Annotated in this window: 19 protein-coding genes; 5 read left to right on the top strand and 14 right to left on the bottom strand. The window is 28.6% G+C overall.

From position 1 onward, the window contains the following. Nucleotides 1–10 precede the first annotated feature (10 nt). Together pdxA and L8X97_RS02490 are read right to left on the bottom strand one after the other, a co-directional pair. On the bottom strand, nucleotides 11–1,111 hold the full coding sequence (gene pdxA / locus L8X97_RS02495) for a 4-hydroxythreonine-4-phosphate dehydrogenase (RefSeq protein WP_263659102.1): 1,101 nt from the start codon (nucleotides 1,109–1,111) through the stop codon (nucleotides 11–13). Next, nucleotides 1,108–1,875 carry a pyridoxine 5'-phosphate synthase gene (locus L8X97_RS02490; protein ID WP_263662541.1) on the bottom strand — a complete coding sequence of 256 codons (768 nt, stop codon included), beginning with the start codon at nucleotides 1,873–1,875 and terminating at the stop codon, nucleotides 1,108–1,110. Before L8X97_RS02490 ends, pdxA begins: the two co-directional genes overlap by 4 nt. A 55-nt stretch (nucleotides 1,876–1,930) precedes the next feature. On the opposite strand from L8X97_RS02490, the gene L8X97_RS02485 reads away from it, so the two are divergent. Genes L8X97_RS02485 through L8X97_RS02475 form a run of 3 tightly spaced genes read left to right on the top strand, consistent with a single transcriptional unit; the run spans nucleotide 1,931 to nucleotide 3,994 of the window. Further along, nucleotides 1,931–2,890 (top strand): Ppx/GppA family phosphatase, encoded by a 960-nt coding sequence (locus L8X97_RS02485; protein ID WP_263662540.1) that lies wholly within the window; start codon nucleotides 1,931–1,933, stop codon nucleotides 2,888–2,890. 10 nt (nucleotides 2,891–2,900) lie between these two features. Beyond that, entirely contained in the window at nucleotides 2,901–3,344 is a 444-nt protein-coding gene (locus L8X97_RS02480) for a GatB/YqeY domain-containing protein (RefSeq protein ID WP_263662539.1), read from the top strand. After that, nucleotides 3,341–3,994: a DNA/RNA non-specific endonuclease gene (locus L8X97_RS02475; RefSeq protein WP_263659098.1), complete on the top strand. Its 654-nt coding sequence runs from the start codon at nucleotides 3,341–3,343 to the stop codon at nucleotides 3,992–3,994. Before L8X97_RS02480 ends, L8X97_RS02475 begins: the two co-directional genes overlap by 4 nt. A gap of 31 nt (nucleotides 3,995–4,025) precedes the next feature. Here L8X97_RS02475 and dnaK read toward each other — a convergent pair whose 3' ends face one another. From dnaK to L8X97_RS02460, 3 genes are read right to left on the bottom strand one after another with little or no spacing between them, the layout of a single operon-like run. Then, the gene (gene dnaK, locus L8X97_RS02470) at nucleotides 4,026–5,888 is read right to left on the bottom strand and encodes a molecular chaperone DnaK (RefSeq protein WP_263659097.1); all 1,863 of its coding nucleotides are present in this window, start codon (nucleotides 5,886–5,888) and stop codon (nucleotides 4,026–4,028) included. A 22-nt stretch (nucleotides 5,889–5,910) separates the two neighbouring features. Next, nucleotides 5,911–6,420, bottom strand: coding sequence for a nucleotide exchange factor GrpE (gene grpE, locus L8X97_RS02465; protein WP_114640401.1), 510 nt, complete (start codon nucleotides 6,418–6,420; stop codon nucleotides 5,911–5,913). After that, nucleotides 6,417–7,199 (bottom strand): HrcA family transcriptional regulator, encoded by a 783-nt coding sequence (locus L8X97_RS02460; RefSeq protein WP_258107533.1) that lies wholly within the window; start codon nucleotides 7,197–7,199, stop codon nucleotides 6,417–6,419. The genes grpE and L8X97_RS02460 overlap by 4 nt, the downstream gene beginning before the upstream one ends. Nucleotides 7,200–7,439: 240 nt before the next feature. Here L8X97_RS02460 and L8X97_RS02455 point away from each other — a divergent pair, with 240 nt between their 5' ends. Further along, nucleotides 7,440–7,571 (top strand): hypothetical protein, encoded by a 132-nt coding sequence (locus L8X97_RS02455; protein WP_256374638.1) that lies wholly within the window; start codon nucleotides 7,440–7,442, stop codon nucleotides 7,569–7,571. On the opposite strand, the gene L8X97_RS02450 is transcribed toward L8X97_RS02455, so the two are convergent. The 5 genes from L8X97_RS02450 to L8X97_RS02430 are packed head-to-tail and all read right to left on the bottom strand — an operon-like array spanning nucleotide 7,560 to nucleotide 12,024. Next, nucleotides 7,560–8,189 carry a hypothetical protein gene (locus L8X97_RS02450; RefSeq protein ID WP_263662538.1) on the bottom strand — a complete coding sequence of 210 codons (630 nt, stop codon included), beginning with the start codon at nucleotides 8,187–8,189 and terminating at the stop codon, nucleotides 7,560–7,562. The genes L8X97_RS02455 and L8X97_RS02450 overlap by 12 nt on opposite strands. Beyond that, nucleotides 8,186–8,422: a hypothetical protein gene (locus tag L8X97_RS02445; RefSeq protein WP_263659094.1), complete on the bottom strand. Its 237-nt coding sequence runs from the start codon at nucleotides 8,420–8,422 to the stop codon at nucleotides 8,186–8,188. The genes L8X97_RS02450 and L8X97_RS02445 overlap by 4 nt, the downstream gene beginning before the upstream one ends. Then, nucleotides 8,406–9,458: a DHH family phosphoesterase gene (locus tag L8X97_RS02440; RefSeq protein ID WP_263659093.1), complete on the bottom strand. Its 1,053-nt coding sequence runs from the start codon at nucleotides 9,456–9,458 to the stop codon at nucleotides 8,406–8,408. The genes L8X97_RS02445 and L8X97_RS02440 overlap by 17 nt, the downstream gene beginning before the upstream one ends. Nucleotides 9,459–9,467: 9 nt before the next feature. Continuing rightward, nucleotides 9,468–11,627: a flagellar biosynthesis protein FlhA gene (gene flhA / locus L8X97_RS02435; protein WP_133318796.1), complete on the bottom strand. Its 2,160-nt coding sequence runs from the start codon at nucleotides 11,625–11,627 to the stop codon at nucleotides 9,468–9,470. Next, on the bottom strand, nucleotides 11,620–12,024 hold the full coding sequence (locus tag L8X97_RS02430; RefSeq protein WP_220567238.1) for an Rrf2 family transcriptional regulator: 405 nt from the start codon (nucleotides 12,022–12,024) through the stop codon (nucleotides 11,620–11,622). Before L8X97_RS02430 ends, flhA begins: the two co-directional genes overlap by 8 nt. A gap of 183 nt (nucleotides 12,025–12,207) precedes the next feature. On the opposite strand from L8X97_RS02430, the gene rpsO reads away from it, so the two are divergent. Continuing rightward, entirely contained in the window at nucleotides 12,208–12,480 is a 273-nt protein-coding gene (rpsO, locus tag L8X97_RS02425) for a 30S ribosomal protein S15 (RefSeq protein WP_012661650.1), read from the top strand. A 187-nt stretch (nucleotides 12,481–12,667) separates the two neighbouring features. Here rpsO and L8X97_RS02420 read toward each other — a convergent pair whose 3' ends face one another. Genes L8X97_RS02420 through L8X97_RS02405 form a run of 4 tightly spaced genes read right to left on the bottom strand, consistent with a single transcriptional unit; the run spans nucleotide 12,668 to nucleotide 15,749 of the window. Beyond that, a complete protein-coding gene (locus tag L8X97_RS02420) occupies nucleotides 12,668–13,561 on the bottom strand; it encodes an RsmB/NOP family class I SAM-dependent RNA methyltransferase (RefSeq protein ID WP_263659091.1) in 894 nt (297 codons plus the stop codon). Beyond that, the gene (gene ruvX / locus L8X97_RS02415) at nucleotides 13,548–13,934 is read right to left on the bottom strand and encodes a Holliday junction resolvase RuvX (protein WP_263659090.1); all 387 of its coding nucleotides are present in this window, start codon (nucleotides 13,932–13,934) and stop codon (nucleotides 13,548–13,550) included. Before ruvX ends, L8X97_RS02420 begins: the two co-directional genes overlap by 14 nt. Continuing rightward, the gene (locus L8X97_RS02410) at nucleotides 13,931–14,698 is read right to left on the bottom strand and encodes a DNA-protecting protein DprA (RefSeq protein ID WP_263659089.1); all 768 of its coding nucleotides are present in this window, start codon (nucleotides 14,696–14,698) and stop codon (nucleotides 13,931–13,933) included. Before L8X97_RS02410 ends, ruvX begins: the two co-directional genes overlap by 4 nt. Next, a complete protein-coding gene (locus L8X97_RS02405) occupies nucleotides 14,685–15,749 on the bottom strand; it encodes a divergent polysaccharide deacetylase family protein (protein ID WP_263659088.1) in 1,065 nt (354 codons plus the stop codon). Before L8X97_RS02405 ends, L8X97_RS02410 begins: the two co-directional genes overlap by 14 nt. Nucleotide 15,750 lies beyond the last annotated feature (1 nt).

Here is a 15,750-nt window from a genome sequence, read left to right as displayed (position 1 = left end):
TTAGTAACTTTTACTTATTTTTTTCTTTGATTTGTAAAAATTGTAAAGCAGATTTTACTGCTTGCATATAACTTTGTAAGTTTATTTTTTCATTTTTATAAGCCCTATCATAAGCTGTTCCATGATCAACACTAGTTCGAATTATGGGTAAATTTAAACTCGCATTAATACTTTTATCAAAATACAAAGCTTTTAAAGGTGCTAAGGCTAAATCATGATACATGCTGACTAAATACTTGCATTTACTTAATGCAAAAGGAGTAAAAGCACTATCGGCCACTAAAGGCTCACTTAAAAAAATATTTTCCTTATAAGAAAACTCTTTTTCTTTTTGACTTAAAAAATATTCATTTTCTAAATTTTGTAAATTTAATGCATGATCTTTTAAAAATACATTTGCCATTCTTATAGCTTTTTTTATTTCCTGCTCTTCTTCTCCGCCTATTACGCCATTATCACTTGCATGAGGATTAAAACCCAAAACTCCAATTTTTTCAAATAAAGTGCATTGATAAAAATTAATTAAAAATTTCGCAAGCTTAAAAGCCTTAATCTCTTTAAAAACATCTCTTAAAGGCATATGCTCAGTATATAAAGCCACAAAAAGCTCATCACACCCTAACATCATAATAGCATCTTGTTTGAAAAAATCTCTTAGTGCTTCAGTATGACCTTTATAGCTCACTCCCCCCATTTGCCAAGTCTTTTTATTAATCGGTAAAGTTACTAAAGCATCTAAAAACAAATGCGTGCAATAACTAGCTCCTTCAAAACTTAAAAAAGAATAAACCCCACTTTTAGCGTCTAAATTTGCAGGATTTAACTCAAAATCAAAATCAATAATTTTACTAGCTTGATATGAAAACTCATAAATTAAAAAATTTTCTTTTTCTTCTTTAAAGGCAAAATGTGGTTTTAAAGCATTAGAAATTTCAACTAAATTGATTTTAGATTTAGGATTTATTTTCAAAAGTTTATTTGCTTTTTGAAATAATTCATAATGCACAAAATAATATGGCTCACAAATTTTTACTAGCTCATCATGACAAGATAATAAAATTTGCATACCTATACCATTTAAATCTCCTATACTAATAGCAATTTTTTTCATCTTTTAATCAAAGCTTTCATTTGCAATATAGCTTTTTCTAAGCCTACAAAAACCGATCTTGCTACTATACTTTGACCTATATTTAACTCTTCTATTTCTAAAATATCCACAATATTTTTTACATTTTTATAATTAAGCCCATGACCAGCTGCCACTCTTAAATTTAAACCCTTAGCCAAACTCGCACTTTGTTTTAATCTTTGGAGTTCATTTTCTAAAAGCTTTTTGAGTTCATTTTTACTTAAAATTAATTCAGGCAATGCATAAGAAGTTTGATTGATATTGGTATATAATGCATTATAAATATTAGCATACAATCCTGTATGAAGCTCTATAAAATCAGCATTTAAAGAAGATGATTTATTAATATCTTCTAAATTTGGATCAATAAACAAAGAAACTTCGATTTGCTCTTGTTTTAAAGCATTAATGGCTTCTTGTAATTTTTCATTGTCTAAATTTAAACCACCTTCTGTTGTAAGCTCTTGTCTTTTTTCAGGTACTAAAGTAACGCGCGAGGGTTTGTATTTTAAAGCATATTCTATCATATCAATAGAGCATTCTAAATTCACTACACACTTGCAGTATTTTAAGATATTTTCTAAATCAAACTCATTAGCATGACGACGATCTTCTCTTACATGGATAGTGATTTGATCAGCTAAATTTGCACTCAAAAACGCAGCTTCAAGCAAATCAGGATCATTTACTTTTCTAGCTTCTCTTAAAACTGCTATATGATCGATATTAACCCCTAAAAGCATAAGTTTTCCTTATAAGTTTTTTGCTATTATACTTTAAATTTTTTAAGGAGAGCTAGTGCTAGGTATTGATATGGGTTCAAATACATTAAGAGCTGTTTTGATGGATGAGAATTTTAATAAATTAAAAAGCGAAGAATTTATCATAGGAGCAGCTAAAAATATGCAAAATGACACCATTAGTGATGAAGCTATAGAAAGAATTTTTAGCGCTTTGAAAATCTTAAAAGAAAAAAATTATAACTTAAGTCAAGCTAAAGCAGTCGCCACAGCTGCTTTTAGAAAAGCAAAAAATACTAAGCTTATTTTTGAAAAAATTCAAAAAGAATTTAAACTTGATATAAAATTAATCGATGCAAAAACCGAAGCAAAACTAAGCGTTTTAGGTATGCAAGAGCGTCTTAAAGCTCTTAAACTTTTTAGAAAAGACTTAAGTTATTGTGATTTGGGCGGTGCTTCTTGTGAAATTTCAAATGATAAGTTTAGCAAAAGTTATGATTTTGGAATCATTAGTTTTTATGAAAGAATGCATTTTAAAGCCATAAAACCAAGTGCTTATGTAAGATTTTTTAAAAAATATCCACAAAATCTTGTGCGTATTAAAGATGAAAAATTAAAAATTCATCTAAGCCCCTACCCTACACATTTAAAGCAACTTGCCTTAAAAGCTTTTAATCTTAGTAAAGATATAAAATTAAAAGGAAATTTTTTCATACTAAATTCAGGAGTACCTACCACACTTTGTGCTTATAAACAAAACATAAAATACAAAGATTATCTAGAAGAAAGTGTAAATGGCAAAATACTCAAACGCAAAGATTTTTTTGATTTTGCATTAAAAATTTGGAATTTAGAACAAGAAAAAGCTAAAATTTATCTTGGAGAAAATAGAAAAAAATACCTCATAGCAGGCTCAATGATACTTTTTGCTTTATTTAATAAGCAAAAGCTCATTGTGATTGATGATGGTGTTAGAGAAGGTGTGTGTATAGCACATTTTAAAAATATCAAATTTTAAAGGAGAAAAAATGAGTTTAAAAGATCAAATTTTAGAAGATATCAAAGAAGCTATGCGTAATAAAGATGATTTTAAAAGAAACACTTTAAGAACGCTTAATGCTAGCTTTAAACAAATAGAAGTTGATGAGAGAATCACACTTAATAATGAAAGAATATATAAAATCATTGCGAGTGAGATTAAAAAACGAAATGAAGCCGCACTTGCTTTTAGCAAAGGTTCTAGAGAAGATTTAGCACAAAAGGAACTCCAAGAAGTAGCTATTTTAAGTGCTTATTTACCAAAACAACTTAGCGATGAGGAATTAGAAAGTGAGCTAAAAAAACTTATAGAAAAACTACAAATTAGCTCTTTAAAAGAACAAGGTATTTTGATGAAAGAAGCTAAAACAGCTTTTGGTGCAAGCGTTGATGGTAAAAGACTTAATGAAACGGTAAGAAAGCTTTTAGCATGAAAAAAGTTTTAACACTTTGCGCCTTAGCTTTAAGCTCTTTTGCTTATACTCAATATGAATTACATCCTAGCTTTAAAGCTTATTTTAAAGACTGCTCTTTATTGATGGATAAATATTATTATATTAATTGTTATGATTATAATTATAAAGGTACTAAGGCAATTGCTTATAAACTAGAAGCTAAAATTTTAAATCAAGGACACATCAAAAAACGCCCAAAATTTAAAGATGATACTAATATTCCTAAAAAGTATAGAACTTATTGGGAGGATTATCTAAGAAGTGGTTATACAAGAGGGCATGTCGTGCCAAATCAATCCATGAATGCAACCTCACAAGCCCAACTTAGCACTTTTTTAATGAGCAATATCACTCCGCAAAAAAAAGATATTAATGCAGAAATTTGGAATGAAATCGAACAAAGAGAAAGATATTTAGCAAAGAAAAATAAAGAATTGGAAGTCTTAAATTTGGTACTTTATGATGATAAGCCAAAACGCATTAAAAACAACATAGCCATTCCTAGTTTTTATATCAAAATTCTTAAGGCTAAAAATTTCACTGAATGTTATAAAGTGCCAAATAATGATAATTTTGCAAGATTTGATAGAAATTATTTTAAGGAAGATTGTAAAAAATATATTGATTAAACTAGAAGCAACAAGGCTTCTAGTTTAGTTTTTACTCAACTTCAGCATCGATTACATCATCGTCTTTTTTCTTTTGAGCGTTTGGTTCTTCTTTTTTATACATATTTTCTGCTAATTTATGAGAAACTTCACTTAAAGCTTTCATTTTACCTTCGATTTCTTCTTTAGAAGCATTAGCATTTTTCAATGTCTCTTTTAACTCATCTAAGGCTTTTTGAATATTTGCTTTATCATCATCGCTTACTTTATCTCCAAGCTCACTTAAAGATTTTTCTACTTGATGTACTAAGCTATCAGCAGCATTTCTAGCTTCTACTGCCTCCTTGCGTTTTCTATCTTCTTCTTTGTGAAGCTCTGCATCTTTTACCATGTTGTTGATTTCTTCTTCACTTAGTCCGCTTGAACCTGTGATTTTAATCTCTTGAGCCTTACCTGTAGCTTTATCTTTTGCACTAACTGTTAAAATACCATTTGCATCAATATCAAAAGTTACTTCAATTTGTGGCATACCGCGAGGTGCTGGTGGAATTCCTTCAAGATTGAAATTTCCTAAAGATTTATTATCACGGCTAAATTCTCTCTCACCTTGTAAAACATTGATAGTAACTGCGCTTTGATTATCTTCAGCAGTTGAGAAAACTTGCTCTTTTTTAGTTGGTATAGTTGTACCTTTTTCGATGATTTTAGTCATCACACCACCTAAAGTTTCAATACCTAAAGAAAGCGGAGTAACATCAAGCAATAATACATCTTTAACATCACCTTTAATAACCGCACCTTGAATCGCCGCTCCAATTGCAACAACTTCATCAGGATTTACTGATTTATTAAGCTCTTTTCCAAAGGCTTTTTTAACTTCTTCTTGCACTAGTGGAACACGGGTAGAACCACCCACCATAACGATTTCTTTTACTTCACTTTTATCAAGCCCTGCATCTTTTACTACTTCATTAATTTTACTAATAGTTTCAGCAACTAAACCATCAATCATACTTTCAAATTTAGCTCTTGTTAGAGTTTTAGTTAAGTGTTTTGGACCACTTGCATCAGCTGTGATAAATGGTAAATTAATATTAGTTTCATTAGCTGAACTCAATTCTTTTTTAGCATTTTCAGCTGCTTCTTTTAATCTTTGTAAAGCCATTACATCGTTTTTAAGATCAATACCTGTTTCATCTTTAAACTCATTTGCTAAAAAATCGATTAATTTATTATCAAAATCATCACCGCCTAAAAATGCATTACCGCCTGTTGCTAAAACTTCTACAACATTATCACCTGTTTCAAGCACAGTAACATCAAATGTACCACCGCCTAAATCATAAACTACAATTTTTTCACTTTCTTTTTTATCAAGTCCGTAAGCCAAAGCTGCTGCAGTTGGTTCGTTGATAATTCTTAATACATTCAATCCTGCAATTTGTCCTGCTTCTTTTGTAGCTTTTCTTTGTGCATCATTAAAATACGCTGGAACAGTAATAACCGCATCTTCTACTTTCTCGCCCAAGAAAGCTTCTGCATCTTCTTTTAATTTCATTAAAACTTTTGCTGAAATTTCTTGTGGAGTATAAATTTTACCTGCTATTTCAATCGCACAAGCCCCATTTCTCTCTGTGATATGATAAGGTAAGCGATTTTTAGCTTCTTTTGCTGCTTCTTCGTTGATCATCAAACCCATAATTCTTTTTATAGAATAAATAGTTTTTTCAGGATTAGTCACAGCTTGACGCTTAGCGCTATCTCCAACTAAAACTTCTCCCTTATCTGTAAAAGCAACTACTGAAGGAGTAGTGTTTTTACCTTCTTTATTTGGGATAACTTTACTCTCGCCTCTTTCATATACACTCACACAAGAATTTGTTGTACCTAAATCTATACCTATAACTTTTGCCATTTTTTATCCTTTTTATTAAATTTTATTTTGCAACACTAACTTTTGCTGATCTAATTACTCTATCATTCATCATATAGCCCTTTTGTAAAAGTTGGACAATATGATTACTTTCATGATCGGCGCTTTCAACATGAAACATCGCTTCATGTAAATTTGGATCAAACTCACCATTTGCTTCTATTGCTTTAACCATATGTTTTTCAAGTTTTTTCAAAAGCAAGTCTAAAGTGTTTTGAACCCCTTCTTTTATTTTCAAACTTAATTCATCATTAGCTTCTACATTAATAGCCGCCTCTAATGCATCAACTACATCAAGCAAATCTTTAGCAAAACTTTCATTTGCATAAATTGTTGCTGAAATTTTTTCTTTTTCCATTCTTTTTTTGATATTTTCAAATTCAGCATTTGCTCTTAAATAAGTATCTTTTAACTCATTATACTCTGCTTGAAGTTTTTCTAATTCATTGTTTTGATTTTCTGAATTTTCCACTGCTTCTTCTTGCATTTGCTCATTTTGCTTTTCTTCGCTCACGCAGCCTCCTTTATAATATTTAACATTGTTTTAAAATCAGAATACACACTACCAGCAAAAACCACATTAGATTCTTTGCCTAAAAATGTACTCTTAAGCTTTAATCCCATAAAACCCTCTTCAAATAAAGGATCAAATTGCAATTTATCGTTAAAATAAAATCCAATTTGAGGAGATAAAAGCTTAGCAAATTCATCATTTTGATAAATTTGATAAGCTTTACTCTCATTATATCTATAATAAACCATAGCTTCTTTTAGCATAGTTATTTTTTCCAATAACTCTTTAAACTCAACTCTAAAAGCTAAATTTTCAATACTTTTTAGATCAAGTCCTATAAGTCTTTGTAAGAAAACCAGACTATCTTGGCTAAATCTTAAAACCAACTCATTTTGTCCAAAATCAAGTATGATAAATTTATCATTAACCTTGGTAATATCTTGTAAAATAAGCTCATCGCCACCATAAACTAAGGTATAAATTTCAAACTTATCAAGCAAAAACTCTAATAATGCAAGATCGTTAATCACAATCTCATCTTCGCAAAGTTGCTCATACCAATAAGCCTTCATAGCACTAAAAGTTGGTATGCGACCACTGCTAATATGAAGTTGCGTTAATACACCCTCATCGCTTAATTTTTTAAAATAAACTCTTATAGTAGAAGCAGGTATGCTAACTTTATGATTTAACTCATTAGAACCCACAGGGTTATTACCCTCTAGATAGGTTTCAATGATAGTTTTTAAAATTAAATCTTTTTTACTATAAGACTTCACTATAAAACCTTAAATTTTTTATTTTAGCACTCAATGTTTTTAAGTGACAAAATAATTATACAACTTTAGTATAATAATGTCAAGTTATTTTTAAATAAAAATATTTAAAATTATTTAGTCTATATAACTAAAGTTTATTTAGCCATTTATATATAATATATAAAAACTTATTTTTCAGTTTTTTTAAAAGAAAAGATAATATAATTGCGTCTAGCAATATTTTTTAAAAGGTTTATAATAATGAAAAATCTTACTTTAAGAGAAAAGCAAGATCTTGAAGCTTATGTGTTTTCCAATATAGAAAGAAAAAAAATGGCTTTAAGTAGAATTTTAAAGTTATATTATTTAAGATTTTTTAGACTAGTTTTTTAATTTATATTTTCTCATACCCTCTTTTGTGAAAGATAAGTCTTTAAAATCAGGGGATGAGATTAACTCCATACAAGTTTTATCCAAATTTTCCATTCCACTTACTTGCATACTAGCTTGCAAATTTTCATCTAAATATAAATCAAAAATTACACAAGCTTGATTATTGACCTTGTAGAGAATTTTTCCACCTTTTTTCTCATCTAGTTCATACGCTTGTAATTTATCATTTTTACTCATTCTCTTAATTTCATTTGCAAAAGATTGATGCAAGGTATAATAAATCATAAAATCGCGCATAATATTTTTAATATCAGCAATTTCTTTTTTTAGTTTTGATAAATCTTTAGTGTATAAACTTATAAATTGCGTATTTAAGTATTCATTTAGACTTTTTTCGTTTAAATTTTCACACAATGGATAAATTTTAACCACAAAAGCCTTATCTTTAGCAAGTACTATATCTACACAAGCTTGTTTGTTTTGTTTGTATTCTAAAAATAAAGCTTGACTAGAGCTTAAATTTAGCGTGTTTTGTTTATTATAAGCAAAATCACTTAAATCTTCATAGATATTTGCATAAGAAAAAATTCCTATAAAAAGCAATAATAAATTTTTCATTCAAATAAATCTTTATGATGAATTTTTAAGTACTCCACTACTTCTAAGATCTCATCAACTCCTTCTTTTTGGGTATTATGACAAACTTCATCAATACAATCAATATAAACTCCAATTGCTTTTTCTAATTTTACTCTTTTTACCCCAGCAAACAAGAGCATTGCTTCTAAAACTATACTTAATTCATATTGTAAATTTTCTATTTCTTCTTTAAAATCATGATTTGTTTTCATTATTTTCCTTTAATTCTTTACTTTTAATTAAATCTACAAATTGTGCTTTTATAAAATCATAATTAGAGCTATCTTTATACGCAGCAAATAATCCTCCGCTAGCATTTTTATGCCCTCCCCCATTGACCAAACTTTTAGCCATCAAACTCACATCGATTTTATTATTTGCTCTAAAACTTAAGGTTTTTCTCGAACTAAGATCAACAAAAAAATCAAAATCAGGATTTTGCATTAAAAAATCATTTCCAATTACGGAAGTATTGCCTATATTTGAAGTTAATAAACCTTTACTTCCTTTATAAAATACACTAAATTTTTCTTTATTTACACTTAGTCTTTCTACTATAAATTTAGAAATTAAATTGCTTAAAGTATCATCATTTTCTTTTTTAAAAAAAGATTTTTTTAAGCCATGTAAATCATCATCTAAATTAATATGAGCATTTTTTTGATGAATGTATTTTCTACAAACATCAAAAAGATAAAAAAGATATTTGATATTTTCTTGTGCAAACATTACTCTATTGATTTCTTTTGCTCCAGAAACCATACCAAGTAGTACTTTTCCAAGTTCAAAATTCTCATCTTCACTCAACCAAATATCTACTGCATTTACCACATCTACAAATTCTGACAAAGCCTTATTTTCACCATAACATTTACTAAAAAAATCATAAACAATCTTAGTAGCACATCTTTTATCATCTAAAAAATACCAAGGATATTTTTGCATACATTCTAAGCCACTTTGATGATGATCTAAAAGTAAAAGTTTGATTTTTTTGCCTTCTATGGCTTTTTGAAAATCTTCACATTGACTTAATGTTAAATTTAAATCCGTGATTAAAATCACAAATTCTTCATTAGGATTTTGCTTTAAATCTTCTTCTATATTTTTAAAAATCACATTAAAATTTTCATTAATCTCTTTACCATAATTAGAATTATAAAAATAACAATTCTTAAAATAAAAATCTAGCACATACTGACAAGCATAACCATCTAAATCCGTATGTGAAAGATGATAAATTTTCATATTTTTCCTTTATAAATTATCAACTTTTATAATACCTTCTGTTTCAAATTTAGTATTTTCTGCAATCTCAGCAAAACTTAAGACCGTAATATTAATACCAAAATTAGAACAAATATCAGCGATAAATTTTCTAAGTTGCGGCTCAACACAAAGCAAGAAAGGTTTAATTCTTGTATTTGCCACACTTGCAAGTTCAGCTTTTAAAGCTTCTACCAAAGCACCAGTTTGAGCTACATTTATCATTAAATGATACGAACCATCTTTAAACTGCACATGCTCCATTAATTTTGCAGCTGCAGCTGCATCAAAAATATAAAAGCTAATTTGCCCTTTTTCATCCACATATAAATTTGTAATCGCTCTTGCTAAAGAAGCCCTTACATGCTCAATAATCATATCCAAACTCTTGCTTACTTCAGCTATATCACTAATTGATTCTAAAATTGTAAGCATATCTTTAATAGGAATATGCTCTTTAAGTAAAGCTTTTAAAACTTTTTGAATCAAACCTATACTAGCAACTCTTAAACAATCATCTACCACGATAGGATAATCATTTTTGATTTTATCTAGTAAATTTTGCACTTCTTGTTTAGTTAAAAGCTCTGAAGCATTAGCTTTTATAAGCTCACTCATATGGGTTGAAATCACACTTGCTGGATCAATTACAATATAACCATTCAGCGTTGCCTCGTCTTTTAAAGATGATTCTATCCACAAAGCATCAGAATTAAAAGCAGGTTCTTTAGTAGCTATACCTTCGATAGGTTCAGTGATAAAACCACTATCCATAGCTAGATATTTATCAGGATAAATTTCAGCACTAGCTATACCTACACCTTTGAGTTTAAAAGTATATTCATTTGGTTTTAATTGCAAATTATCTCTAATTCTAATTTTTGGCATTAAAAAACCTAAACTTTGAGCTATATTGCGTCTTGTTGATCTAATACGCTCTGTTAATTCACTTTCTGCTAGTTTGATAAGTCCATAACCTAATTCTAATTCTAAAATTTCTAATTTTAAAATATCTGTGATTTTATTCTCTTCTTCTTTTAAGATTTCTTCTTCGCTGCGTTTTTGAGGTTTAGCTTGTTCTTCTTCATGGGTTTCTTGAGACTTTTTAGCTGAAATTGCATTGATTTGAATTTTACCTTCTTGCACTTGCTTTATCATATAACCAAGTCCTAAAAACACCAAAGCCATAAAGCCCAAAGAAAAATGTGGCAAGCCTGGTACTAAAGCAAATATAAATAAAACAAAGCCTACAATTAATAAAGTTTTGTATTCCCCTAAAAGCTGATTGATAGAACCTTCAGCAAAATTATCCTCATCTTTACTAGCACGCGTGATGATAATTGCAGTTGCCGTTGAAGTTATAAGTCCAGGAATTTGAGAAACAAGTCCATCGCCTATTGTTAATATAGTATAAGTTGAAGCACATTCTCCAAGCTCCATATCATGCTGAAAATAACCTATCATAAACCCACCAATTAAATTTACAATGGTGATAATAATCCCAGCAACAGCATCCCCTTTTATAAATTTAGAAGAACCATCCATTGCTCCATAAAAATTTGCTTCAGCTATGATTTCTTGGCGTCTTGCGCGTGCAGTTTTTTCATCAATCAAACCTGCATTTAAATCCGCATCAATAGCCATTTGCTTACCTGGCATTGCATCAAGGGTAAATCTTGCTTGAACTTCAGAAACCCTTGTACTACCTTTAGTTACAACCATAAAATTGATTAAAACTAAAATACAAAAAACAACCATACCTATAACATAATTTCCACCAACAACAAATTCACCAAAACTTGCCACTATATCACTAACAGCAGCTGGACCTTGATGACCCTCGCTTAAAATCATACGCGTTGTAGCTATGTTAAGTGAAAGTCTAAAAAGCGTAATAATTAAAATCATAGTTGGAAAAGTTGTTAAATCTGTAGGTTTTGGTATATATAAAGAAATTAAAATAATTAAAACTGAAATTGCTATACTTAAAGCAAGAAAAAAATCTAAAACTATACTTGGTAAAGGTACTATAATAATAGCTAAAATTGCAATAATTACAGCTACTATAGTTAGACTCTTTGCCTTTAAAATAGGTGCAACAAGTGGAGCAATCCAAGGCAATACTAAGCTAAAAATATCCCTTTTAGCCATTATTTTGAATAATATCCTCTAGAGTAATAGAAACTAAAAAATCATCTATCTTATTTTGAAGCTTTACCAACACAGGCATAATTTTACAATTTTCTTCTTTTTGCGAAGGACAAATTCCATTACTGCACTCAAATACATTGATAGATTTTTTCTCTACACTATTAATAATTTCTTTTAAAGTGTATTCACTTGGCTTTTTAACAAGCATAAATCCACCTTTAGCACCCTTATAAGATTTCAAAAGTGCGTCTTTGGCAAGTGCTTGTAAAATTTTCGCCAAAAAACTTTTTGGTATATCTAAAACACTTGACATAGTATCTACATCTTGCGGTTCTTGGGATTTTGCTATATGAATTAAAGACAATAAAGCATATTCGCTAGCTTTGGTAAATAACACTTTTTTCCTTTCACTGAAATATTAATAAACAATATCTATTTTTAACTTTAAATAAAAATTTTAATTATATCAAAAATATGTGTTGTTAAATATTAAATTTCTTATTTTTTAAATTTCAGCATTTTTTTTGTTTTTTTAGTTATAATTGCACTTTTTATTTTAATACCGCTCAGGAGGTCTATTATGGCTTTAGATTCGGCTAAAAAAGCAGAAATAGTTGCAAAATTTGCTAGAAAAGAAGGAGATACGGGTTCTCCAGAAGTTCAAATCGCACTTTTAAGTGCAAGAATTTCAGATTTAACAGAACATTTAAAAATCTACAAAAAAGATTTTTCTTCTCGTTTAGGTCTTTTAAAGCTTGTTGGTCAAAGAAAAAGACTTTTATCTTATCTAAAAAGAAAAGATTATCAAGCTTATTCTAAATTAATCAGCGAATTAAATTTAAGAGATAAATAAGCCTAGTGCTTATTTATCTTTAATATATTTTATTTTAGTTATTTACCACTTCTTTAATTTAAGTTTTCAAAATTTCAATATTTTATTCACAAGAGTTTCACGATGTGATTTTAGCTTCTAAGTATCTAAAAATAGCACTTTAAGTTTTATGAGTAAAAATATTTTTCACATTTAATTTTATTGATTTTTAATGTTTTTTCACTTTTGCTATAAAAAACCCATCTGCATAATTATCTGGTAAAACTCTTTTGGCAAATGACAAGTCAAAATCATCACTTTTCGCATTAATGAAATTAACATTTAATAAATCAAAATCTAGTAATTCTAATTTAAAATTTTCATTTCTTAACGCATTTTCTAAAACAGCTTCATTTTCTTCTCTTAAAAATGTACAAGTACTATACACCAATTCCCCACCATGTTTTAAGGCTAGTAATGCTGAATGTAAAAGTTTTTTTTGTAAATTTGCTATTTTCTTAATTTCTTTTGTGTTTTTTTGTATTTCAAAACCCATTTTTGCAAAAGTTGAACAAGGCGCATCAAGCAAAATTTTATCAAATTTCAAAGGACAAGCTTTACCTATAGTGCGTGCGTCTTTTAAGAAGCATTTTGCAATTTTAACTTGATAATTTTCCATAGTTGTTTTTAAGGTAAAAAAGCGTGTTTTAGATAATTCACAACTTGCTAAATAACCTTCATTTTGCATAAAATTGGCCAAATTTAAACTTTTTCCACCAGGAGCTGCACACATATCTAATACACTCTCACCAGCTTTAACGCCCAAGGTTTTAGCACATAAATACGAAGAATAATTTTGTATATAAAACTTACCCTCATTAAAAGCATTCATTGAGCTTAATTTGCTTTTAAAAATACTAGGTATTTTATAACAATACAAATCAATTTTTTTAAATTTTATATTTTTTTCATTTAGAATTTCTTCTAGTTTTTCATTGTCAATAAGCAAAGAATTTCTAAAAATATTGACATATTTTTCTTGATTAAAACTTTGAAGGATTTGTTCTTTTTGCTCTTTTGTATAAATTTCATCTAAAGCTGTATTTAAATCAAGCAAGGCCATAAAAATCCTTTAAAAATAAATATGCAGCTAAAGAATCAAGTTTGCCATCTTTTTTCTTTAAATTCACTACACCAAGCTCTTGTGCGTTTTTAGAGCTAAAACTCTCATCAACAAAAAAAACTTCTTTATCAAAACCAAGTAAAGATATGAAATACTCTATTCTTTTTCGCATTTCATCTTCACTAGATCCGCCCAAAGGAATTCCTACCACCAAAGTATTTACATCATAGTCTTTAATGTATTTTTTTACCTCATTTGCTGCTTGATTGCGGTTTTTTCTAATGATAGCTTCAAGTGGCATGGCCATGCTTTTATTAATACACAAAGCAACACCAATACGCTTTAAACCTATATCTAACGCTAAAGTATTCATATGCAAGCTCTTACTTTCACTCCAGAAATTTCCACCAGACCCTCAAGTTCATATTCATAAACTCTATCACCAAATTTTTTCAAAACTTTTTCTAAATCATTTTCATGCTTTAAAAAGCTTAACAAATCATCCTCACTTTGCTCTTGATAAAGCTCTCCAAACATTTTTACAAATTCCTCAAAATTATGAATTAAATTTGCTTTTTTTGTGGCTAAAAGTAAATTTGTTCCTTCACTTTCATCTTTCCTATGAGGTAATACATATATAGGTTTATTCATACTCAAAGCAAGCCTTGCACTTTGCATAGAACCACTTTTTAAATCAGCTTGAGCTATTATAACAACCTCACTTAAAGCAATAATAAGCCTATTTCTTAATAAAAAATCATATGGCTTTGCTTTATATTTTGCTTCATTTTCACTTAAAGCTAATGCATTTTCATAAATATTTAAAATTTCATTTGTATTAGCTTTTGGATAAATCTCATCAAGTCCATTAGCAAATATGGCTATAGTTTGAGGATAAGCTATTTTAGCTGCTTGGATATCCACACCCAAAGCCCCACCACTTACTACACAAACCTTAGTCTTTTTTAACAAAGATACTAACTCAATGAGACAATTTTTAGTATAAACGCTCATTTTTCTAGAACCTATAATAGCTACTTTTCTAGCATTTAAAAGCTCTAAATTGCCTTTATAATAAATCTTTGAAGGTGGATTTAAAAGATTTTTAAAATCTTCAATATTCTCAATAAATTTCATTTAAATATACAAGTTCAACTGAATTTAACAAATCTTTACTTTGCACCAAAGCTTTAAAAGTCTTTTCTCTTGGATGACCAATAGCTATAGCAAAACCTTTCTTTCTTGCCTCTTCTACTGCTTGTTTGAGTTGATTTTTAATATATGCTATATCATCTTCATTATCCAAAAAAACATCTCTAGCTATATAAGGCTGATTAAATTGACTTACTAAATTTTTAGCTTTAGAATTTCCTATGGTTCTTGAATCTACAAAAATAAAATCATTTTGTTTAAAAGCATTAAATAATTTTTCCATAGCCTGCTTATTTGCAGTAAATAAACTTCCTGTATGGTTGTTAATAAATTTTACCTTTGGAAATTGTTCTTTTACAAAAGCAATACGCTTGCTTATTTTTTCCATATCATCACTAGGGTGTAAAGTGTTTAATTCTGCCTTGTCATATTTTATAGCAGCAAGAGGCAAATGCACCATAAAAAAGTCAAAATCCTTTGCAAACTCAGCTGTATAAGGATGGCGTTTATCAGGTGGAAAAAAAGATGGGATTAATTTTAAATTTGTTTTTTTAAGCATATCTACATGAGTGTGACTTGCCATATCATCTATAATAATTGCTAGACGAGGCTTGGTATTTTTTTGTACTAGAATTTGAGTTTTATTATCCTCGCTTTTATCTGATATATTTTGCTCTTCATTTTTTGATTCTTTGCTTGTATTTTGATCTATTACTTCTAAAATTGAAGTTTGATTATCTTCTTTAGTTTGATTTAACTCTGTATTTACAGGGTTTAAATTTAAAATTTCACTAATATTTTTATCTAAAAATTCTAAATTTTCATTTTCTAAAGTCAAATTTATATCATTAAAACTAAAATTATTTTCTTGTTCTATTATAGGTAATGGTTCTTTTTTGTTTATTGTTTGATTGTAATCTAAACCTTTATTTTCTTCTTTTTTTAAAAACAAAGCTCCAAATGCAAAAAGAAAAATTCCAATTACAACAAGACAAAGCGCTAAAAGCACTTTGTATTTTTTATTTATAGTTTTCAAA

Source organism: Campylobacter sp. CNRCH_2013_0671h, from assembly GCF_025773055.1.
GTDB classification, from domain to species: Bacteria; Campylobacterota; Campylobacteria; order Campylobacterales; family Campylobacteraceae; genus Campylobacter_D; species Campylobacter_D lari_D.
The sequence above is the reverse complement of the archived record's forward strand: the minus strand, read 5'-3'. Positions and strand labels throughout refer to the sequence as shown.

Excerpts from the sequence above, each read along its gene's own strand:
- pdxA (WP_263659102.1), bottom strand. The coding sequence starts at position 1,111 with ATGAAAAAAATTGCTATTAGTATAGGAGATTTAAATGGTATAGGTATG.
- L8X97_RS02490 (WP_263662541.1), bottom strand. The coding sequence starts at position 1,875 with ATGCTTTTAGGGGTTAATATCGATCATATAGCAGTTTTAAGAGAAGCT.
- L8X97_RS02480 (WP_263662539.1), top strand. The coding sequence starts at position 2,901 with ATGAGTTTAAAAGATCAAATTTTAGAAGATATCAAAGAAGCTATGCGT.
- L8X97_RS02475 (WP_263659098.1), top strand. The coding sequence starts at position 3,341 with ATGAAAAAAGTTTTAACACTTTGCGCCTTAGCTTTAAGCTCTTTTGCT.
- dnaK (WP_263659097.1), bottom strand. The coding sequence starts at position 5,888 with ATGGCAAAAGTTATAGGTATAGATTTAGGTACAACAAATTCTTGTGTG.
- L8X97_RS02455 (WP_256374638.1), top strand. The coding sequence starts at position 7,440 with ATGAAAAATCTTACTTTAAGAGAAAAGCAAGATCTTGAAGCTTATGTG.
- L8X97_RS02450 (WP_263662538.1), bottom strand. The coding sequence starts at position 8,189 with ATGAAAAATTTATTATTGCTTTTTATAGGAATTTTTTCTTATGCAAAT.
- L8X97_RS02445 (WP_263659094.1), bottom strand. The coding sequence starts at position 8,422 with ATGAAAACAAATCATGATTTTAAAGAAGAAATAGAAAATTTACAATAT.
- L8X97_RS02440 (WP_263659093.1), bottom strand. The coding sequence starts at position 9,458 with ATGAAAATTTATCATCTTTCACATACGGATTTAGATGGTTATGCTTGT.
- flhA (WP_133318796.1), bottom strand. The coding sequence starts at position 11,627 with ATGGCTAAAAGGGATATTTTTAGCTTAGTATTGCCTTGGATTGCTCCA.
- rpsO (WP_012661650.1), top strand. The coding sequence starts at position 12,208 with ATGGCTTTAGATTCGGCTAAAAAAGCAGAAATAGTTGCAAAATTTGCT.
- L8X97_RS02420 (WP_263659091.1), bottom strand. The coding sequence starts at position 13,561 with ATGGCCTTGCTTGATTTAAATACAGCTTTAGATGAAATTTATACAAAA.
- ruvX (WP_263659090.1), bottom strand. The coding sequence starts at position 13,934 with ATGAATACTTTAGCGTTAGATATAGGTTTAAAGCGTATTGGTGTTGCT.
- L8X97_RS02410 (WP_263659089.1), bottom strand. The coding sequence starts at position 14,698 with ATGAAATTTATTGAGAATATTGAAGATTTTAAAAATCTTTTAAATCCA.